This is a genomic window from Streptomyces tendae (assembly GCF_008632955.1).
Lineage (GTDB): Bacteria > Actinomycetota > Actinomycetes > Streptomycetales > Streptomycetaceae > Streptomyces.
This window is the reverse complement of sequence record NZ_CP043959.1, coordinates 1655650-1676612: the sequence shown is the minus strand read 5'-3', so window position 1 is coordinate 1676612 and position 20963 is coordinate 1655650. Positions and strand designations below refer to the sequence as shown.

General features: G+C 71.6%; 12 protein-coding genes. 2 read left to right on the top strand and 10 right to left on the bottom strand.

Going from position 1 to position 20963, the window contains the following annotated elements:
- The first annotated feature begins 54 nt into the window (after positions 1–54).
- Positions 55–4908, top strand: a complete 4854-nt coding sequence (locus F3L20_RS07850) for an ATP-dependent helicase (RefSeq protein ID WP_150153321.1) — start codon at positions 55–57, stop codon at positions 4906–4908.
- 43 nt (positions 4909–4951) lie between these two features.
- Positions 4952–5782, top strand: coding sequence for an Fpg/Nei family DNA glycosylase (locus F3L20_RS07845; protein WP_150153319.1), 831 nt, complete (start codon positions 4952–4954; stop codon positions 5780–5782).
- Positions 5783–5952: 170 nt separating this feature from the next.
- Here the strand turns inward: F3L20_RS07845 and F3L20_RS07840 are convergent, their stop codons facing one another.
- The 10 genes from F3L20_RS07840 to F3L20_RS07795 all read right to left on the bottom strand — a co-directional run bounded on the left by F3L20_RS07840 (position 5953) and on the right by F3L20_RS07795 (position 20878).
- Entirely contained in the window at positions 5953–6189 is a 237-nt protein-coding gene (locus tag F3L20_RS07840; protein WP_150153317.1) for a hypothetical protein, read from the bottom strand.
- A gap of 29 nt (positions 6190–6218) precedes the next feature.
- Positions 6219–6689, bottom strand: a complete 471-nt coding sequence (locus F3L20_RS07835; protein WP_150153315.1) for a Dps family protein — start codon at positions 6687–6689, stop codon at positions 6219–6221.
- A gap of 204 nt (positions 6690–6893) precedes the next feature.
- Positions 6894–7274, bottom strand: a complete 381-nt coding sequence (locus F3L20_RS07830) for a helix-turn-helix domain-containing protein (RefSeq protein WP_003993396.1) — start codon at positions 7272–7274, stop codon at positions 6894–6896.
- Between the two features lie 109 nt (positions 7275–7383).
- A complete protein-coding gene (locus F3L20_RS07825) occupies positions 7384–7929 on the bottom strand; it encodes a CinA family protein (RefSeq protein WP_150153313.1) in 546 nt (181 codons plus the stop codon).
- On the bottom strand, positions 7926–8819 hold the full coding sequence (gene pgsA, locus F3L20_RS07820) for a CDP-diacylglycerol--glycerol-3-phosphate 3-phosphatidyltransferase (protein WP_150153311.1): 894 nt from the start codon (positions 8817–8819) through the stop codon (positions 7926–7928). The genes F3L20_RS07825 and pgsA overlap by 4 nt, the downstream gene beginning before the upstream one ends.
- A complete protein-coding gene (gene rimO, locus F3L20_RS07815; protein ID WP_150153309.1) occupies positions 8816–10291 on the bottom strand; it encodes a 30S ribosomal protein S12 methylthiotransferase RimO in 1476 nt (491 codons plus the stop codon). The genes pgsA and rimO overlap by 4 nt, the downstream gene beginning before the upstream one ends.
- Before the next feature lie 93 nt (positions 10292–10384).
- The gene (locus F3L20_RS07810; RefSeq protein ID WP_150153307.1) at positions 10385–11227 is read right to left on the bottom strand and encodes a helix-turn-helix domain-containing protein; all 843 of its coding nucleotides are present in this window, start codon (positions 11225–11227) and stop codon (positions 10385–10387) included.
- A 252-nt stretch (positions 11228–11479) separates the two neighbouring features.
- The gene (locus tag F3L20_RS07805; protein ID WP_150153305.1) at positions 11480–14242 is read right to left on the bottom strand and encodes a DNA translocase FtsK; all 2763 of its coding nucleotides are present in this window, start codon (positions 14240–14242) and stop codon (positions 11480–11482) included.
- A 173-nt stretch (positions 14243–14415) separates the two neighbouring features.
- Positions 14416–15093 carry a response regulator gene (locus F3L20_RS07800; protein WP_145828508.1) on the bottom strand — a complete coding sequence of 226 codons (678 nt, stop codon included), beginning with the start codon at positions 15091–15093 and terminating at the stop codon, positions 14416–14418.
- Between the two features lie 307 nt (positions 15094–15400).
- Positions 15401–20878, bottom strand: a complete 5478-nt coding sequence (locus F3L20_RS07795; RefSeq protein ID WP_150153303.1) for a HAMP domain-containing protein — start codon at positions 20876–20878, stop codon at positions 15401–15403.
- Positions 20879–20963 lie beyond the last annotated feature (85 nt).

Genomic DNA, 20963 nt, shown 5'->3' with positions numbered 1-20963 from the left:
CCGGCCCGTCCCCGGATCACCCCGATTGTCAGTGCCGGGGTGCACGATGGACCCATGGTCAGCGATCCGCGCCGAGCCCTGGACGGCTTCTCCCCCGCGACCCGTGGCTGGTTCACGGGGGCCTTCTCCGCGCCCACCGCCGCTCAGGCCGGTGCCTGGCAGGCCATCGGTGCGGGCTCGGACGTGCTGGTCGTGGCCCCCACCGGCTCCGGGAAGACCCTGGCCGCCTTCCTCGCCGCCCTGGACCAACTGGCCTCGACCCCGCCGCCCGCCGACCCGAAGAAGCGCTGCCGTGTCCTGTACGTCTCCCCGCTGAAGGCCCTGGCCGTCGACGTCGAGCGGAACCTGCGCAGTCCGCTGACCGGCATCCGCCAGGAGTCCGTGCGCCTGGGGCTGCCCGAGCCCGAGGTGAAGGTCGGCATCCGCTCAGGTGACACGCCGCCCGCCGAGCGCCGCGCCCTCGCCACCCGCCCGCCGGACATCCTGATCACCACGCCCGAGTCGCTGTTCCTGATGCTGACGTCCGCCACCCGCGACGCGCTGGCCGGTGTGGAGACGGTGATCCTCGACGAGGTGCACGCGGTGGCGGGCACCAAGCGCGGCGCGCATCTCGCGCTGTCCCTGGAGCGGCTGGACGAGCTGCTGCCGCGGCCGGCCCGCCGCATCGGACTGTCGGCGACGGTGCGTCCCGTGGACGAGGTCGCCCGGTTCCTGTCGCCGCGCCGCAAGACGGAGATCGTGCAGCCGGAGTCGGGCAAGGAGTTCGACCTGTCCGTGGTGGTGCCGGTGGAGGACCTGGGCGAGCTGGGCGGCTCCCCGGTCGCCGACGGCTCCGAGGGAGCGGAGCGCCCGTCGATCTGGCCGCATGTCGAGGAGCGGATCACCGACCTGGTGCAGGGCCACCGCTCGACCATCGTGTTCGCGAACTCCCGCCGCCTGGCGGAGCGCCTGTGCAACCGGCTCAACGAGATCGCCTACGAGCGGGCCACCGGCGAGCCGCTGGACGAGCACCACTCCCCCGCCGAGCTGATGGGCGGTTCCGGGGCGGCGCAGGGCGCGCCCGCGGTCATCGCGCGTGCGCACCACGGCTCGGTGTCCAAGGAGCAGCGCGCCCAGGTGGAGGAGGACCTCAAGGCGGGCCGGCTGCCCGCGGTGGTCGCCACCTCCAGCCTGGAGCTGGGCATCGACATGGGCGCCGTCGACCTGGTGGTCCAGGTCGAGTCACCGCCGTCGGTCGCCTCCGGACTCCAGCGGGTGGGCCGCGCGGGGCACCAGGTGGGCGCGGTCTCGACGGGCGTGGTGTTCCCCAAGTACCGGGGCGACCTGGTGCAGGCCGCCGTCGTCACGGAGCGCATGCGCACGGGCGCGATCGAGTCCCTGCGCGTGCCGTCGAACCCGCTGGACGTCCTGGCCCAGCAGCTCGTGGCGATGACGGCGATGGACGCCTGGCAGTTCGACGACCTGCTGGCGATGGTGCGCCGTGCGGCCCCGTTCGCCGCACTGCCCGAGTCGGCGTTCACGTCGGTGCTGGACATGCTCGCCGGCCGGTATCCGTCGGACGCGTTCGCGGAGCTGCGCCCGCGCGTGGTGTGGGACCGGGTCACCGGTGAGATCACCGGACGCCCCGGCGCCCAGCGCCTGGCCGTGACCTCGGGCGGCACCATCCCCGACCGGGGTCTCTTCGGGGTGTTCCTGGCGGGTGCCGACCCCAAGAAGGGCGGGGGCCGGGTCGGTGAGCTGGACGAGGAGATGGTTTACGAGTCCCGCGTGGGCGACGTCTTCACGCTCGGCACCAGCTCGTGGCGCATCGAGGACATCACGCGCGACCGCGTCCTGGTGTCGCCCGCGCCGGGTGTGCCGGGGCGGCTGCCGTTCTGGAAGGGCGACCAGCTGGGCCGGCCGCTGGAGCTGGGCCGGGCCGTGGGCGCCTTCCTGCGCGAGGTGGGGTCGCTGTCCGACGAGGACGCCCGGCTGAGGCTGCTGGCCGCGGGGCTGGACGCCTGGGCCGCGGACAACGTGCTGTCGTACCTCGCCGAGCAGCGTGAGGCCTGCGGTCACGTCCCGGACGACCGCACCATCGTGGTCGAGCGCTTCCGGGACGAGCTGGGCGACTGGCGGGTCGTCGTGCACTCCCCGTTCGGCGCCCAGGTGCACGCGCCCTGGGCGCTCGCGCTCGGTGCCCGCCTCTCCGAGCGGTACGGCATGGACGCGCAGGTGATGCACGCCGACGACGGCATCGTGCTGCGGCTCCCGGACGCCGACCTGATGGGCCTGGACCTGCTCGACCAGGAGCCGATGAAGGCAGGCTCCGCCTACGACGCGGACCAGGCCCCGGTGGGCGCCTCCGACGTCGTCTTCGACAAGGGCGAGGTCGATCAGGTCGTCACCGACCAGGTCGGCGGCTCGGCCTTGTTCGCCTCCCGGTTCCGCGAGTGTGCCGCCCGCGCGCTGCTGCTGCCCCGCCGCAACCCGGGCCGGCGCACCCCGCTGTGGCAGCAGCGCCAGCGCGCCTCCCAACTGCTCCAGGTGGCAGGCGAGTTCGGTTCGTTCCCGATCGTGCTGGAGGCGGTCCGCGAGTGCCTCCAGGACGTCTTCGACGTCCCAGGCCTGGTCGAGCTGATGGGCGACGTGGAAGCGCGGAAGGTGCGCCTGGTCGAGGTCACCACCCCGGAGCCGTCCCCCTTCGCCCGCTCCCTGCTGTTCGGCTACGTCGCCCAGTTCCTGTACGAGGGTGACTCCCCGCTCGCCGAGCGGCGGGCCGCCGCCCTGTCGCTCGACTCCCGCCTGCTCGCCGAACTGCTCGGCCAGGCGGAGCTGCGTGAGCTGCTCGACGCCGAGGTGCTCACCGAGCTGGAGCGTGAACTGCAGTGGCTCACCGAGGACCGGCGCGCCAAGGACGCGGAGAGCGTCGCCGACCTGCTGCGGATGCTCGGCCCGCTCACGGACGCCGAACTCGCCGAGCGGGGCGCCGAACCCCAGTGGGCCCAGGACCTGGCCTCCGCGCGGCGCGCCATCCGGGTGCGCGTCGCCGGCGAGAACCACTGGGCGGCCGTCGAGGACGCGGGCCGGCTGCGGGACGCGCTGGGCACGGCGCTGCCGGTCGGTGTGCCCGAGGCGTTCACCGAACCCGTCAAGGACCCCCTGGGTGACCTTCTCGCGCGGTTCGCGCGCACCCACGGCCCGTTCACGTCGGCGACGGCGGCGGCCCGCTTCGGCCTGGGTGTGGCGGTCACCGAGGGTGCGCTGCAGCGGCTGTCGGCGGCGGGCCGGGTGGTGCAGGGCGAGTTCCACCCGGCCGGCATCGGCCAGGAGTGGTGCGACGCGGCGGTGCTGCGCCGGCTGCGCCGCCGCTCCCTGGCCGCACTGCGGCACGAGCTGGAGCCGGTGTCCCCGCCCGCGCTGGCCCAGTTCCTCCCCCAGTGGCAGCACATCGGCAAGGGCCACTCCCTGCGGGGCATCGACGGACTCCTGCGCGCCGTCGAGCAGTTGCAGGGTGCTTCCGTGCCCGCCTCCGCCCTGGAGAAGCTGGTCCTGCCGTCGCGGGTGGCGGGCTACGGCCCGGCCATGCTCGACGAACTCACGGCGGCCGGAGAGGTGGTCTGGGCGGGCGCCGGTTCGCTGCCGGGCAAGGACGGCTGGGTCTCCCTGTACCTGGCGGACGCGGCTCCTCTGCTGCTCCCTCCCCCGCATCCGCTGGAGACGACCGCGCTGCACGACTCGGTGCTGGCCGCCCTGTCCGGCGGTTACGGCCTGTTCTTCCGCCAGATCGCCGACCAGGTCCGTGCCACCACCCATCCCGAGGCCGGCGACCCGCAGCTGGCCGACGCCCTGTGGGACCTTGCCTGGTCCGGTCGGCTGACCAACGACACGCTCAACCCCATGCGCGCCCTGCTCGGCTCCGGCCGGACCGCCGGCTCCACGGCCCACCGGTCCAAGCGCGCGGTGCCTCGCGGGCGCTACGGCTCGCTCACGGCGGCGGCCCGCGGTGCCTCCCGCACCGGACCGCCCACCGTCGCCGGCCGCTGGTCCCTGCTGCCCGACCGGGACGGCGACACCACGGTCCGCGCCCACGCCCTGGCCCGCACCCTGCTCGACCGGCACGGCGTGGTGACCCGGGGTGCCGTCTCCGCGGAGGGCGTCGAGGGCGGCTTCTCGGCGGTCTACCGGGTGCTGTCCGCCTTCGAGGAGACGGGCCAGGCCCGGCGCGGCTATGTGGTGGAGGGCCTGGGCGCCGCCCAGTTCGCGATGGACGGTGCCGTGGACCGCCTCCGCGCGGCGGCCAACGCCCGGGAGCGCGGCGAGGGACGTACGGCACCGGACGCGCCCGCTCCGTTCGGCACGGAGTCCGACCCCTACGGGATCGGGCCGGGTCAGGGCGACGCGCCCTACCTCCCCTCGCGTCCCGGTGAGTACGTATCGCCGCGCGACATCGCCGCCCAGGGCTCGCAGCCCTGGCAGAACGGGCGCGGCCCGTCGTACGACCCGTTCGCCGGCCGCCGTACGGGACCCGACCACACCTCCCGGGCGGTCGTCCTCGCCGCCGCCGACCCGGCCAACGCCTACGGGGCCGCCCTGGGCTGGCCTGAGCCGCCCACCGGTGCCGGGCACAAGCCCGGCCGCAAGGCGGGATCCCTGGTGGTGCTGGTGGACGGTGAGCTGACGCTGTACATGGAGCGGGGTGGCAAGACCCTGCTGGCCTGGCCGGCCGACACGGACGCCGAGCCGGCCGACGACCCGCGTCTCCCGCTCGCCGCCGAGGCGCTGGCCGGCGCCGCCCGAGCGGGCTCCCTCGGCACGGTCACGGTGGAGCGCGTCAACGGCACCTCGGCCCTGACGTCGCCGCTGGGCGTCCTGTTGGAGACCGCGGGCTTCGTCGCCACGCCCAGAGGGCTGCGCCTGCGCGCCTGACCTCGCCCGACCGGAGGCGGCCCCGCCGTGTCACCCTTGACGCATGCCCGAAGGAGACACGGTCTGGCAGGCCGCGCGACGGCTGCACGAGGCCCTCGCGGACAGAGTGCTGGTCCGCAGCGACCTGCGGGTGCCCCGGTTCGCCACGTCGGACCTCACCGGCCGCTCGGTGCGGGACGTCACCGCGCGCGGCAAGCATCTGCTGACCCGCATCGAGGGCGGCCTGACCCTGCACTCGCATCTGCGGATGGACGGCTCCTGGCGGATCTTCGCGCCCGGGCAGCGCTGGAACGGCGGTCCGCCGCACCAGATCCGCGCCGTCCTCGCCAACACCGAACGCACCGCCGTCGGCTACCGGCTCCCGGTGCTGGAGCTGATTCGCACCGAGGACGAGGAGCGCGCCGTCGGCCACCTCGGCCCCGACCTGCTGGGCCCCGACTGGGATCCCGCCCTCGCGCTCGCCAACCTCAAGCAGGCCCCCGACCGCGAACTCGGCGAGGCCCTGCTGGACCAGCGCAACCTCGCGGGCATCGGCAACGTGTTCAAGAGCGAGCTGTGCTTCCTGCTCAACGTCACCCCCTGGCTCCCCGTCGGTGACCTGCCCGCCGACCGGATGACGAGCCTGCCCGAACTCGCCAGGAAGCTGCTGGAGTTCAACCGCGAGCGCCCCGTCCGCAACACCACGGGACGGCGCGGCCAGGACCTCTACGTGTACGGCCGCGCCCGCCGCCCCTGCCTGCGCTGCGGCACACCGATCCGGCTGGCCGAGCAGGGCGACGGCTCCCGCGAGCGCCCCACGTACTGGTGCCCCACGTGCCAGCCCGGCCCGGCTCCCGCCCGCACACCGCGCGCCCGCCAGAACCCGGCCCACTGACCGGAACCCGGAAGATCGACGGCACCGTGCCCGGGGATCAGCAACCCTCATAGCGGGTCGTCGCCCCGCCCTGAACGGCATCAACACCTCACGCCGGGCCACCACCGCACCTCACACGGCATCAACACCTCACGCCGGGCCACCACCCCACCCCGCACGACAACAACCCCTCACGCCGGATCGCCGCCCCGCCCCGCACGCCAGGCCCGCCGCCACCGCCCCGCCGCGAGCGCGCCCTCGGCCCGCGCCTTGGGCAGGCAGTGCACCGGAAGCACGCTGAGGCCCCACGCGCCGGCCGCGACCGCGCCCTCCAGCGCTCCGGCGTCGGGGTCCAGCAGCAGACGTGCCGCCGCCCACCACCACAGGACGGTGAAGCCGACGGCGGCACACCGCCACGCGCCCCGCACGGGGGTCGTCCGGAGGCCCTGCGGCCTCGTCACCCGTTCGCGGCCTGGAACATCCAGTGGTGCTTCTCGAGGTCCGCGGTGATGGTGATGAAGATGTCCTGGGTGACCGGGTCGGGCTCATCGGTGGCCGCGATCCGCTCCCGCATCCGGGTGATCACCGCGCCGAGCGCGTCCACCAGCGCGCCCACCGCGGCCGCGTCGTCGACCCAGCCCTCGGGCGTGACACCGATCCCGCTGCCGACGGCCACCGTGGCGGCCCGCCCGTCCGGCGAGACGCCCAGCGCCGCGGCGCGCTCGGCCACGGTGTCGGAGTGCCCTCGGGCGACGGCCACCACTTCGTCGAGCTGGAGATGGACGGAGCGGAAGCGCGGCCCGACCACGTTCCAGTGGATCTGCTTGGCGACCAGGGAAAGGTCCACGAGATCGACCAGGGCGCCCTGCAGTGCCTCCGAAACGGTCTTCAGGTTCTCGTCGGACAACGGGCTCTTCACGACGTACATCCGCACCTCCGTGGCTGACCCCCCGCCTCGTCTCCACGATGACGGCCCGGCGCCGCCCCGGCAAACGCAGCCTCGGCTCCGGCCCCACGGACCAATGGCCCAGGCAATGCGAAAACCCCGGCGGCACCCCTCCGGGATCTTCCGGAGGAGCCCTCACCGGGGCATCTCACACCTTCACACCGCGCAGGGCGCCGGACACCGGGCTCAGGCGGCGACGACGTCCACCGCCTCGGCGGGCGCCTTGATGGTGACCCGTTCCGGTGGCACGCCGGTCACCGACACGGACCCCAGCATCGGTCGAACCGGCGTGGGTACGGGCTCGCTGGGGGTCGCTGCAGCAGACTGGGCCAGCTCGGCGAGGGCGAGCTCGTCGCTCACTTCCCGCATGAGCTCGGACATCCGTACGTCCAACGCGTCGCAGATCGCGGAGAGCAGCTCGGAGGAAGCCTCCTTCTGCCCCCGCTCCACCTCGGAGAGATAGCCGAGTGAGACTCGGGCGGACGAGGAGACTTCGCGCAGAGTACGGCCCTGGCGCTGGCGCTGCCGACGCAGCACGTCACCCAGCAGGCGACGGAGCAGAATCATCGGTGGCTCCCTCCTCGGACCGCGTAGCCGCATCCTTCTCGCCCCACCGTACCGCCTCGCGCCGCGGCCGTGCGGGGAGCGATGTCGTGTTCACTCTGGGCTGCAAACATCAAAACCCCCCGTTCCGTTCCGTATCCTGTGCCCGCTCATTCCCGGTCTGTTCGCCCGCCAGCTCCGCCAGGAGCAGTGCGAGTACGCTCCGTACACTCTCCATACGAATTTCCGCGCGGTCGCCGTTCAACCGCAGCTGGCGCACTTTTCCGCCAGAGGCGGAACCGGCGCCCTCCGCGAAGGGTCCGTCGACGGCCACGTACACCGTGCCGACGTCCTGTCCGTCCTGGGGGTCCGGGCCGGCCACCCCGGTGGTGGCCAGACCCCAGTCGGCACCGAGCGCCTTGCGCACGCCGGCCGCCATTTGGGCCGCCACCTGCGGATCCACCGCCCCGCGCTGGTCCAGCAGAGTGGCGTCGACCCCCAGCAGCCGGTGCTTCAGGTCGGTGGCGTAGGCCGTGACCGAGCCGCGGAAGACCTTGGACGCCCCGGGGACAGAGGTGATCTCCGCCGCCACCAGACCACCGGTCAGCGACTCGGCGACCGCGAGCGTCCCGCCGTTCACGGTGAGTAGTCGCACCACCTCGGTGGCCCTTAAACTCACGCTTCCGTCTCCTCCAACGCCGCCTTGCGCTCGGCGATTCCCTGCCTGCGGAGCACAATGGCCTGTTTCACGTAGTCGAGCCCGGTCGCCACGGTCAGCACCACCGCCGCGGCCATCACCCACCAGCGCAGCGTCGCCAGCCACCCGGTCAGCGCGAGCACGTACATGCCGACGGCCACGCCCTGGGTGAGGGTCTTCAGCTTGCCGCCGCGGCTGGCCGGGATCACCCCGTAGCGAATGACCAGAAAACGCAGCAGGGTGATGCCGAGTTCCCGGCCGAGGATCACGCCTGTGACCCACCACGGCAGGTCGCCGAGGGCCGACAGGCAGATCAGCGCGGCGCCCATGATGGCCTTGTCGGCGATGGGGTCGGCGATCTTGCCGAAGTCGGTGACCAGGTTGTAGGTGCGTGCCAGATGGCCGTCGAACAGGTCGGTGATCATGGCGACGGCGAAGGCCGCCCAGGCGAACGAGCGCCACGCGGGGTCGTAACCGCCGTCGGCGAGCATCAACATGACGAACGCCGGCACGAGCAGCAGCCGCAGCATGGTCAGCAGGTTGGCGATGTTCCAGACGCTGGCCTGGTCGACGGCCGCCGCCGCGATCTTGCCGCCGCGGTGTGCCCTGGTGGAGCCGCCCTGCGCGTCGCCGGTGTCGGGCGACGACGAGGCGGCCGGAGCCTTCACGCCGTCCTGCGGCCGGGCGTCCGCCGGAGCGGCGCCGACGGCGTCACGCCGTGCCGGTCCGTCACCGGACGCGCCCGGAGCCGTGTCCCTGGCCTCCCGCGCGAGCGCGCGGCCGGACGCCGGTGTGATGCCGCCGGACGCGGGGCCCTTCGCCCTCCTCGCGCCCGAGGGGCCACCTGCCGCCGATGCCGGGACACCCGTCATCTGCCCGCCTCCTCACTGCGCGCGGGCGAGCCCTGGAAGAGCGGCTCGGCCACCAGGTCGACACCTTCCGTGCCGACCACCTTCGCCTCGACCATACGGCCGACGCTCAGTCCCTCGCCGCTCGTGAGGAGCACCTGGCCGTCCGTCTCGGGAGCCTGGTGCTCGGCCCTGCCGTACACGCCCTCCTCCTCGTCGACGGACTCGACCAGGACGTGCACGGTCTCGCCGACCCGCTCCTCGGCACGCTGCGAGACGAGTTCCTCGGCCAGCCGGGAGACCCGGGCCAGCCGTTCGGCCACCTCGTCCTCCTCCAGCTTGCCCTCGTAGCCGGCCGCCTCGGTGCCCTCCTCGTCGGAGTAACCGAACACACCGATGGCGTCCAGCCGGGCGTGGTTGAGGAACCGCTCCAGCTCGGCGAGGTCGGACGCGGACTCGCCGGGGAAGCCGACGATGAAGTTGGAGCGCACGCCGGCCTGGGGCGCCTTGCTCCGGATGGTGTCGAGCAGTTCCAGGAAGCGGTCGGTGTCGCCGAAGCGGCGCATGGCGCGCAGCACGTCGGGCGCCGAGTGCTGGAAGGACAGGTCGAAGTACGGGGCGATCTTCGGCGTGGAGGTCAGCACGTCGATCAGGCCGGGCCGCATCTCGGCCGGCTGGAGGTAGCTGACGCGTACCCGCTCCAGGCCGTCGACCTCGGCGAGTTCGGGCAGCAGGGACTCCAGCAGGCGGATGTCGCCGAGGTCCTTGCCGTAGGAGGTGTTGTTCTCGGAGACCAGCATGATCTCCTTCACGCCCTGCTCGGCCAGCCAGCGCGTCTCGTTGAGCACGTCGCTGGGGCGGCGGGAGATGAAGGAGCCGCGGAAGGACGGGATGGCGCAGAAGGAGCAGCGCCGGTCGCAGCCGGAGGCCAGCTTCACGGAGGCGACGGGGGAGCCGTCGAGCCGCCGGCGCAGGGGGGCGCGGGGGCCGGAGGCCGGGGCGAGGCCGTCGGGCAGGTCGGCCGGGCCGTGGCCGGGGAGCGCGACGTCCGCGGCGGACTCCTGCCGCTCGGCGGGGCTGATCGGGAGCAGCTTGCGCCGGTCGCGCGGGGTGTGCGGGGCGTGGATGCCGCCGTTCAGGATGGTCTGCAGGCGGTCGGAGATGTCCGCGTAGTCGTCGAAGCCGAGCACGCCGTCGGCCTCGGGGAGGGCGTCGGCGAGCTCCTTGCCGTACCGCTCGGCCATGCAGCCGACCGCGACGACGGCCTGGGTTCTCCCGTGTCCCTTGAGGTCGTTGGCCTCCAGGAGGGCGTCCACGGAGTCCTTCTTGGCGGCTTCGACGAAGCCGCAGGTGTTGACGACGGCGACGTCGGCGTCCTCGGCGTCGTCCACGAGCTGCCAGCCGTCCGCCTCCAAACGGCCTGCGAGCTCCTCCGAGTCCACCTCGTTACGGGCGCAGCCAAGGGTGACCAGTGCGACGGTACGGCGTTCAGGCATGGGCTCAAGACTACTTCGTCCCGGCGAGGGCCCATGTCGACGGGGTTGGCCGGACTCGGCCGACCCCGTCGTGGGCGCGTCCGCGGGCGCGGGTCATCCGGCCTGCGGGTCGCCCTTGGTGTAGGTGAGGCGCTCCACGGCGCCCGGCTGCCAGTCGTCCTCGATCTTCTCGCCGTTGACGAACAGGTCGAGGGCCCCGGCGTCGCCGAGCACCAGGTCGATCTTCGTGCTGTCCTGGAAGGTCTTGTCCTCGCCCTGCTTGAGCAGTTCGGCGAAGAGCACCTTGCCGTTGTGGTCCTTGGCGGAGATCCAGCTCGGCCCGTCGGCGGCGACGACCTTGACGGTCACCTTGTCCTGCGGGGCGGCGGCGATGGCGCTGTCCGACGGGTCCGGCGCGGGCACGACGGGCTTCGCGGTCTTGGTGGTGGGGCTGGGCGTGGGCGACGCGGTGGGATCGGTGTCACCGGCGACGTCGGTCTTGCCGCCGTCGTCGCCGTTGACCATGGTGAAGCCGACGAATCCGATGACGACCACGATCGCGGCGACCATGGCGGCGGTCCAGTTGGGTCCGCGCCGCTCGGGGCGGATGCGCTCCGCCTCGAAGAGGGGCGCGGCCGGGGTCGGTGCCGGGCGGCCGCCGCCGTGCTCGGCCTCGTACTGGGCGAGCAGCGGGGCGGGGTCGAGCCGCACGGCCTTGGCCAGCGTGCGGATGTGCCCGCGCGCGTACACGTCGCCGCCGCAGGGCTCGAAGTCGTCCCGCTCGATGGCGTGCACGATGGCGATCCGGACGCGGGTGGCGGTACTGACGTCGTCGACGGTGAGACCGGCGGCGACGCGCGCCTGCTGCAGCGCGCGGCCGACGGAGACGGAAGGGCGGGCTTCCTCGGAAACGTCTTCGAACGGACGCTCGTCTTCAGGGGAGTTGCCGTTGGACACGGGGGCGCCTTTCGAGCGTGTAGCCGCCTGTGCTGGAGGTTCAGTCTAGGTGGGGTACGAAGGGGTGGGGCAACCGGGCGTTCGTACTTTGTACGCCATCGGAATGGCCCGACATTCCGATGGTCGGCCTGCTGTCTGACACTTCGCTCAACTTGACGTGCGCCGACGGGAAACGGTTGCCCGTTGATCCCTTACGGAAGGGTCACGATCCTCCGTCCGGACGCCCCGACGCGACAACCGTGTCCCTTCCGCCTACCCTTCAGACTCCCCGCGGATCAGCGCGAGCACGCCGTCCAGCTCGTCGGGTTTCACGAGAACGTCACGAGCCTTGGATCCCTCGCTCGGTCCGACGATGTTGCGGGACTCCATGAGGTCCATCAGCCGGCCCGCCTTCGCGAAGCCGACGCGCAGCTTGCGCTGGAGCATCGACGTGGACCCGAACTGGGTGGAGACGACCAGCTCGGCGGCCTGGCACAGCAGGTCGAGGTCGTCGCCGATGTCCTCGTCGATCTCCTTCTTCTGCTTGGTCCCGACGACGACGTCCTCCCGGAAGACGGGCGCCATCTGGTCCTTGCAGTGCTGGACGACGGCCGCGACCTCCTCCTCGGTCACGAACGCGCCCTGCAGACGCGTGGGCTTGTTCGCGCCCATCGGCAGGAACAGCCCGTCGCCCTTGCCGATCAGCTTCTCGGCGCCGGCCTGGTCGAGGATGACCCGCGAGTCGGCGAGCGAGGAGGTGGCGAACGCCAGCCGGGACGGCACGTTGGCCTTGATCAGGCCCGTGACGACGTCGACGGAGGGCCGCTGGGTGGCCAGCACCAGGTGGATGCCGGCGGCCCGCGCGAGCTGCGTGATGCGCACGATGGCGTCCTCGACGTCGCGCGGGGCGACCATCATCAGGTCCGCCAGCTCGTCCACGATCACCAGCAGGTACGGGTACGGCTGGAGCTCGCGCTCGCTCCCCTCGGGCGGCTTGACCTTGCCCTCGCGCACCGCTCGGTTGAAGTCGTCGATGTGCCGGAAGCCGTAGGCGGCCAGGTCGTCGTAGCGCAGGTCCATCTCGCGCACGACCCACTGCAGCGCCTCGGCGGCCCGCTTGGGGTTGGTGATGATCGGCGTGATCAGGTGCGGGATGCCCTCGTACGCCGTCAGCTCCACGCGCTTGGGGTCGACCAGGATCATCCGGACGTCCTCGGGGGTCGCCCGCATCATGATCGAGGTGATCAGGCAGTTGATGCAGGACGACTTTCCGGAGCCGGTGGCGCCGGCCACCAGCATGTGCGGCATCTTCGCCAGCGAGTCCATGACGTAGCCGCCCTCGACGTCCTTGCCGAAGGCGACCAGCATCGGGTCGTCGTCCTCCGCGGACTCCGCGAGCCGCAGCACGTCACCGAGGTTGACCATCTCCCGGTCGGTGTTGGGGATCTCGATGCCGACCGCGGACTTGCCGGGGATCGGGCTGATGATCCGCACGTCCGGGCTGGCGACGGCGTACGCGATGTTCTTGGTGAGGGCGGTGACCCGCTCCACCTTCACGGCCGGGCCGAGCTCGACCACGTACCGGGTGACCGTCGGGCCGCGGGTGAAGCCGGTGACGGCGGCGTCCACCTTGAACTCCGTGAAGACCTTCCGCAGCGCGTCCACTATGGCGTCGTTGGCCGCGCTGCGCGCCTTGCCGGGACCGCCCCGCCGCAGCAGGTCGAGGGAGGGCAGGGAGTAGGTGATGTCGCCGGAGAGCTGCAGCTGCTCCGCGCGCGGCGGCAGGTCGCGCGGCTCGCGGGGCGGCGCCTTGGTCATGTCGAGCACGCCCGCGGGCGGCCGCTCCTGCTGCGCCGTGTCCTGCGCGGGGGCGTGCTTGCGGGTCCTGCCCGACGTGAGCTCTTCCTGCTGCGGGCGGGCGGCCGGGACCGGCGTCGGCGTGGTCGGCTCGTGGTCGCCGGTGCTCACGCCCTGGGTGAGGTCGGCGACGACCGGCGAGGGCGGCATGCCGTGCAGTACGGCGCCGTCGAGCGCGGCGGCAGCGGCGGCGGCCACGTCCACGGCGTCCATGGCGCGGTGGGCGTCGGGCTGCGGCACCGCCGACCTGCGGGGGCGGCCCCGGCGCCGGGACGGCGCCTCCTGCTCCGCCTGGTCGGCGTCGTCGTCCTGCGGCGCCGGGCGGCGCCTGGGGCGGCCCTCGGGCAGCGCCTCGCGCCACTGCTGCTCGTAGCGCTCGTCGTCCGCGCCGAACTCCTCGGGCCCGGCTTCGTGGACGAGGCCCAGCCGCTCACCGAGCAGGCGCAGCCGCTGAGGGATCGCGTTGACCGGGGTGGCCGTGACCACCAGCAGGCCGAAAACCGTCAGCAGCACCAGCAGCGGCACGGCCAGGACGTCGGTCATGGTGGACGACAGCGGCGCGGCCGCACTCCAGCCGATCAGGCCGCCAGCGTCTCTTATGGCCTGCATGCCCTCGCTGCGCGGGGGCGATCCGCAGGCGATGTGGATCTGGCCCAGGATGCCGATGACGAGCGCCGACAGGCCGATGACGATCCGCCCGTTGGCCTCCGGCTTCTCCGGGTGCCGGATGAACCGTACGGCGACGACGGCGACGAGGATCGGCACCAGCAGGTCGAGCCGCCCGAAGGCACCGGTGACCAGGATCTCCACCAGGTCGCCGACGGGACCCTCGAGGTCGGCCCAGGTGCCGGCGGCGACGATCAGCGCGATGCCGAGCAGCAGCAGCGCGACGCCGTCCTTGCGGTGGGCCGGGTCCAGGTTCTTGGCGCCCTGCCCTATTCCGCGGAACACGGCACCGACGGCGTGGGCCAGCCCCAGCCACAGGGCGCGGACCAGCCGGTAGACGGCACTGGTCGGGTTCGGGGCCGGCGCGGGGGCCGGCTTCTTCGCCGGGGCCTTCCTGGCGGGTGCCTTCTTCGCCGGGGCCTTCCTGGCGACGGCCTTCTTCGCCGGAGCCTTCGCGGAAGCGGCCGCCTTCTTCGCGGGCGGCTTCTTGGCTGCGGAGGGACGTGAGGCCATGGTGTGAGGTTACCGGGGGAGACGGCGAGTGACACGCGTGACGGATGCTTCACCCGTTCGTGTCGCACCTGTCGAGGCGCGAAAGTGACGCACGGCGTCGTGCGCGGAGCGAGTTGATGCCCCCTCAGCGCCGGCCGGCGCCTCAAGGGAGCGCAAGGCCCGCGTCTGCGAGGTCAGTTCTGCGACGACACCGACGACGTGCTGCCGGTTCCGGGCTCCAGGGCGTCCAGCGCCCGCCGCAACCCGGTGAGCTTGCGCTCCAGATGGGCCGCCGTGGCGACCGCGGCCGCGTCGGTCGACTCGTCGTTCAGCTGCTTGGTGAGCGCCTCGGCCTGCTCCTCGACGGCCGCCAGCCGCGCCGAGAGCTCGGCGAGCAGGCCCGCCGAGTCCTTCGACTCACCGGCGTCCTTCTCGCTGCCCTCGAGCTGGAGCCGCAGCAGCGACGCCTGCTCCCGCAGCTGGCAGTTCTTCATGTACAGCTCGACGAAGACCGAGACCTTCGCGCGCAGCACCCACGGGTCGAACGGCTTGGAGATGTAGTCCACCGCACCGGCCGCGTACCCCCGGAAGGTGTGATGCGGGCCGTGGTTGATCGCGGTGAGGAAGATGATCGGGATGTCCCGGGTCCGCTCCCGCCGCTTGATGTGGGCGGCGGTCTCGAAGCCGTCCATGCCCGGCATCTGGACGTCCAGCAGAATGACCGCGAAATCATCCGTGAGCAGTGCTTTGAGCGCTTCCTCCCCGGACGATGCCCGCACCAGCGTCTGATCGAGCGCCGAGAGGATCGCCTCCAGCGCCAGCAGATTCTCCGGCCGGTCATCGACCAGGAGGATCTTGGCCTTCTGCACCATGGCCCGCCCTCCTCGCCCCGGCTTGGGGCCCTCCCTGTCCGCAGGACCTGGGGAAGCACCTCGGGATGCCTCTCCTGGGGACGACTCCCTTGCGCCGCCCGTCCTTGTGCCGGTCATCGTAGCCGCACCCCGCCCGTCGCCACACCCTGTCACCGCGATGTCACTGTGCACGTAGCAGAAACGCGGCAGGAGACCAGAAGGTTCCCCGGATCCCGCCCTTCTACACGACTTCGCGCACACCACGTGGACAACTCCGCGCGCACGAGGAAGCTTCCCCCCACCTTCGCACGCCCTCCGGTCGCCGGTCTCACTCCCCCCTCATCCACTGCTCCATCACGGACAGCAGATGATCGGGATCGACCGGCTTGGTCACGTAGTCGGAGGCGCCCGACTCGATGGCCTTCTCCCGGTCGCCCTTCATCGCCTTCGCGGTGAGCGCGATGATCGGGAGCCCCGCGAACTGCGGCATCCTGCGGATCGCCGTGGTCGTCGCGTACCCGTCCATCTCGGGCATCATGATGTCCATCAGCACGACCGCCACGTCGTCGTGCTGCTCCAGGACCTCGATGCCCTCGCGGCCGTTCTCGGCGTACAGCACGGACAGGCCGTGCTGCTCCAGGACGCTGGTCAGCGCGAAGACGTTACGGATGTCGTCGTCGACGATCAGCACCTTCTGCCCGCCGAAGCGGATGCCCCGGCGCGGCGTCCGGGCCACCGGCTCCTGCTCCAGGGCCGGCCACCCCTCCTCCAGCTCCGCGGAGGGCCGCTGGTCCTGCGGCAGCGTGACCCGGCGGCGGCGCCTGAACAGCGCCGCCGGGCCGGTCTGCACCTCCCGGTACGAGGCCACCTCCGCCGGCGCCTCGGACTCCGGCGCGGCCAGCTCGGCCGACGCGACCAGGTCACCGGCCTCCAGCGCCGGCATGGGCGGCTGCTGGTAGCCGTTGGGCGGCAGCTCGCTGGGGTGCAGCGGCAGATACAGGGTGAACGTCGAGCCGCGGCCCGGCTCGCTCTGCGCGTGGATCTCACCGCCGAGCAGCTGCGCGATCTCCCGCGAGATGGACAGCCCGAGTCCCGTGCCGCCGTACTTGCGGCTGGTGGTGCCGTCGGCCTGCTTGAACGCCTCGAAGATCACCCGCATCTTGCTCGCCGCGATGCCGATGCCCGTGTCGCTGACCGAGAACGCGATCAGGTCCGCGTCCGGGTCGGTCAGCGAACCGGCCTCCAGCAGCTGCTCCCGGATGGCCTGCGGCACGTCGTCCCGGGCGGGCCGGATGACCAGCTCCACCGAACCGGAGTCGGTGAACTTCACCGCGTTGGACAGCAGGTTCCGCAGCACCTGCAGCAACCGCTGCTCGTCGGTGTGCAGGGTGGCCGGCAGCTCCGGCGAGACCCGCACCGACAGGTCCAGACCCTTCTCCGCGGTCAGCGGCCGGAACGTGGCCTCCACGTAGTCCACGAGCTGCACCAGCGCGATGCGCGTCGGGGAGACGTCCATCTTGCCCGCCTCGACCTTCGACAGGTCGAGGATGTCGTTGATGAGCTGCAGCAGGTCCGAGCCCGCGCCGTGGATCGTCTCGGCGAACTCCACCTGCTTCGGTGAGAGGTTGCCCTCCGCGTTGTCGGCGAGCAACTTGGCCAGGATCAGCAGCGAGTTGAGCGGCGTACGCAGCTCGTGCGACATGTTCGCCAGGAACTCGCTCTTGTAGCGCATGGACACCGCGAGCTGCTCGGCGCGCTCCTCCAGGACCTGCCGCGCCTCCTCGATCTCGGTGTTCTTCACCTCGATGTCGCGGTTCTGCCGCGCCAGCAGCTCGGCCTTCTCCTCCAGTTCGGCGTTGGACGCCTGGAGCGCCTTCTGCCGCTGCTCCAACTCGGCCGACCGCTCCCGCAGTTGCTCGGTCAGCTCCTGCGACTGCGCCAGCAGCCGCTCGGTCTTGGTGTTCACCGAGATGGTGTTGACGCTGGTCGCGATCATCTCGGCGATCTGGTTGAGGAAGTCCTTCTGGATCGCCGTGAACGGCGTGAACGACGCCAGCTCGATGACGCCGAGCACCTTCCCCTCGAACAGCACCGGCAGCACGATCACCTGGGCCGGCGGCGCCTCCCCGAGCCCCGAGGAGATCTTCAGGTAACCGCTGGGCGCGTTCTCCACCAGGATCGTGCGCTTCTCCATCGCGGCCGTCCCGATCAGCCCTTCACCGGGCTGGAACGACGTCGGCATGGACCCCATGGAGTAGCCGTACGAACCGAGCATCCGCAGCTCGAACTGCTCCTCGTCGGCCGCGTTCAGGTCCTCCCCGTCCACCAGGGGCATGGCGAGGAAGAACGCGCCGTGCTGCGCGGACACCACCGGCGTCAGCTCACTCATGATCAGCGAGGCCACGTCCTCCAGGTCGCGCCGGCCCTGCATCAGCGCGGAGATGCGGGCCAGATTGCCCTTCAGCCAGTCCTGCTCCTTGTTGGCGATCGTGGTGTCGCGCAGGTTGGCGATCATCTTGTTGATGTAGTCCTGGAGCTCCTGGATCTCCCCGGACGCGTCCACGTCGATCTTCAGGTTCAGGTCACCGCGGGTCACCGCGGTCGCCACGCGCGCGATGGCCCGCACCTGCCGGGTGAGGTTCCCGGCCATCTCGTTCACCGACTCCGTCAGGTCCCGCCAGGTGCCGTCCACGTCCCGCACCCGCGCCTGACCGCCCAGCTGGCCCTCGGTGCCCACCTCACGGGCCACACGCGTGACCTCCTCGGCGAACGACGACAGCTGGTCGACCATCGTGTTGATGGTCGTCTTCAGCTCGAGGATCTCCCCGCGCGCGTCGATGTCGATCTTCTTCGTCAGGTCGCCCTTGGCGATCGCCGTGGTCACCATGGCGATGTTGCGCACCTGGCCGGTCAGGTTGGACGCCATGCCGTTCACCGACTCGGTGAGGTCCTTCCACGTGCCCGCCACACCCGGCACGTGCGCCTGACCGCCGAGGATGCCGTCCGTGCCCACCTCACGGGCCACCTTGGTGACCTGCTCGGCGAACGCGCTCAGCGTCTTCACCATCGTGTTGATGGTGTCCGCGAGCTGCGCCACCTCACCACGCGCCTCGATGCTGACCTGCCGCGTGAGGTCGCCGTTGGCGACGGCGGCGGACACCTGGGAGATGTTCCGCACCTGCGTGGTGAGGTTCTTCGCCATCAGGTTGACGTTGTCGCTCAGGTCCTTCCAGATGCCCGTGACACCCGGGACGTGCGCCTGGCCGCCCAGGATGCCCTCTGTGCCCACTTCACGGGCCACCCGGGTCACCTGCTCCGCGAACGACGACAGCTGGTCCACCATCGTGTTGACGGTGGTCACCAGCTCCAGGATCTCGCCCTTGGCGTCGACCGTGATCTTCTTCGACAGGTCGCCCTTGGCGACCGCCGTGGTGACCTCGGCGATGTTGCGCACCTGGAGGGTCAGGTTGTTCGCCATGCCGTTCACGGACTGCGTGAGGTCCTTCCAGGTGCCGGAGACACCCTGCACCTCCGCCTGGCCGCCCAGGATGCCCTCGGTGCCCACCTCGCGGGCCACCCGGGTGACCTCCTCCGCGAACGACGACAGCTGGTCCACCATCGTGTTCAGCGTGTTCTTGAGCTCCAGGATCTCCCCGCGCGCGTCCACGGTGATCTTCTGCGACAGGTCACCGCGCGCCACCGCCGTCGCCACCTGCGCGATGTTGCGCACCTGGCCGGTCAGGTTGGACGCCATGCCGTTCACCGAGTCCGTCAGGTCCCGCCACACACCGGCCACGCCGGGCACCTGCGCCTGGCCGCCCAGCCGGCCCTCGGTGCCCACCTCGCGGGCCACCCGGGTCACCTGGTCCGCGAACGACGACAGCTGGTCCACCATCGTGTTGATGGTGTTCTTCAGCTCGAGGATCTCCCCGCGCGCGTCCACGTCGATCTTCTGCGACAGGTCACCGCGCGCCACCGCCGTGGTGACCTGGGCGATGTTGCGCACCTGCCCGGTGAGGTTCGACGCCATCGAGTTGACGGAGTCGGTCAGCTCCTTCCAGGTGCCCGACACGCCGTCCACGCGCGCCTGACCGCCCAGCCGGCCCTCGGTGCCCACGTCCCGCGCCATCCGCGTGACCTGGTCGGCGAAGCTCGACAGCTGGTCCACCATCGTGTTCACGGTGTTCTTCAGCTGGAGCATCTCGCCGGAGACGTCCACGGTGACCTTCTGCGACAGGTCACCGTTGGCCACGGCCGTCGTCACCTGGGCGATGTTCCTCACCTGACCGGTGAGGTTGCGGAAGGCCGTGTTGACCGAGTCCGTCAGGTCCTTCCACGTGCCCGCCGCGCCCGGCACCTGCGCCTGTCCGCCCAGCTCACCCTCGACGCCGATCTCCCGCGCCACCCGCGTGACCTCGGCACCGAACGCCGACAGCTGGTCCACCATCGTGTTGACGGTGTTCTTCAGCTCCAGCATCTCGCCGGCCACGTCGACGGTGACCTTCTGCGACAGGTCACCGTTGGCGACCGCCGTCGTCACCGCCGCGATGTCCCGCACCTGGGTGGTCAGGTTCCGGAACACCGTGTTGACCGAGTCCGTGAGGTCCTTCCACGTGCCCGCGGCGCCCGGCACGTTCGCCTGGCCGCCCAGCCGCCCCTCGGCGCCGACCTCGTTGGCGACCCGGGTGACCTCGTCCGCGAAGATCCGCAACGTCTCGGTCATCTGGTTGATCGTCTCGGCGAGCTGCGCCACCTCGCCACGCGCGGGCACCGTCACCTTGCGCGACAGGTCACCGTTGGCGACCGCCGTCGTCACCTCGGCGATCCCCCGCACCTGCGCGGTGAGATTCCCGGCCATGGTGTTGACGGAGTCGGTGAGCTCCTTCCACACGCCGTCCACCCCGGGCACCTGCGCCTGGCCGCCCAGAGCGCCCTCGGTGCCCACCTCCCGGGCGACGCGGGTCACCTCGGAGGAGAACGCGGAGAGCTGGTCCACCATCGTGTTGACGGTGTTCTTCAGCTCCAGCATCTCGCCTTCGACGTGCACCGTGACCTTGCGCGACAGATCACCTCGCGCGACGGCGGTCGTCACCAGCGCGATGTCGCGCACCTGTGCCGTCAGCCGCTCCGCCATCGTGTTGACGGAGTCCGTCAGGTCCTTCCAGGACCCGGACATGCCCCGCACCTGTGCCTGACCGCCCAGCTTGCCCTCGGTGCCCACCTCGCTGGCCACACGCGTGACCTCGTCGGTGAACGTCGACAACTGGTCGACCAGGTTGTTGACGGTCCGCGCGACCTTCAGGAACTCGCCCCGCAGCGGATGCCCGGTCCCGTCCGGCGCCTGCGTCCGCAGCTCCATGCGCGGCGACAGATCACCCTCCGCCACCGCCGACAGCACCCGGCTCACCTCGGAGACCGGCCGTACGAGGTCGTCCACCAGGGCGTTGGAGTGGTCGATCGCGGCCGCCCAGGAGCCCTCGCAGGCCCCCGTCTCCAGCCGCTCCGTGAGCTTGCCCTCACGTCCCACCATGCGGCGCACCCGCGCCAGCTCACCCGTCAGGTGCAGGTTGCGGTCGGCGACCTCGTTGAAGACCGCGGCGATCTCCGACATCACGCCGTCGCCGGTCACCGTGAGCCGCTTGCGGAAGTTCCCGTCCCGCATCGACACCAGGGCGCCCAGCAGACGGTTCATCGCCGCCGCCTCCACCGTGACGGTGCCGCCGCGCGGCTTCCCCTGCTTGCTCAGGGACTGTCCGCCTTTCGCGCGCGTCGTCTTCGTGCTCCGCGTCGCTGCGCCAGACTCCACTGTGTCCCTCCCGCAGGGGTCGACCATTACCGCTGTGCCCGGTGGCACCCTCCAGGGTGCTCCCGTCGCTGCCGTGCTTTACCTG

Bases quoted from the DNA above. Each gene is read 5' to 3' on its own strand.
- F3L20_RS07850 (WP_150153321.1), top strand. From the start codon at position 55: ATGGTCAGCGATCCGCGCCGAGCCCTGGACGGCTTCTCCCCCGCGACC.
- F3L20_RS07845 (WP_150153319.1), top strand. From the start codon at position 4,952: ATGCCCGAAGGAGACACGGTCTGGCAGGCCGCGCGACGGCTGCACGAG.
- F3L20_RS07835 (WP_150153315.1), bottom strand. From the start codon at position 6,689: ATGTACGTCGTGAAGAGCCCGTTGTCCGACGAGAACCTGAAGACCGTT.
- F3L20_RS07830 (WP_003993396.1), bottom strand. From the start codon at position 7,274: ATGATTCTGCTCCGTCGCCTGCTGGGTGACGTGCTGCGTCGGCAGCGC.
- pgsA (WP_150153311.1), bottom strand. From the start codon at position 8,819: ATGACGGGTGTCCCGGCATCGGCGGCAGGTGGCCCCTCGGGCGCGAGG.
- rimO (WP_150153309.1), bottom strand. From the start codon at position 10,291: ATGCCTGAACGCCGTACCGTCGCACTGGTCACCCTTGGCTGCGCCCGT.
- F3L20_RS07805 (WP_150153305.1), bottom strand. From the start codon at position 14,242: ATGGCCTCACGTCCCTCCGCAGCCAAGAAGCCGCCCGCGAAGAAGGCG.
- F3L20_RS07800 (WP_145828508.1), bottom strand. From the start codon at position 15,093: ATGGTGCAGAAGGCCAAGATCCTCCTGGTCGATGACCGGCCGGAGAAT.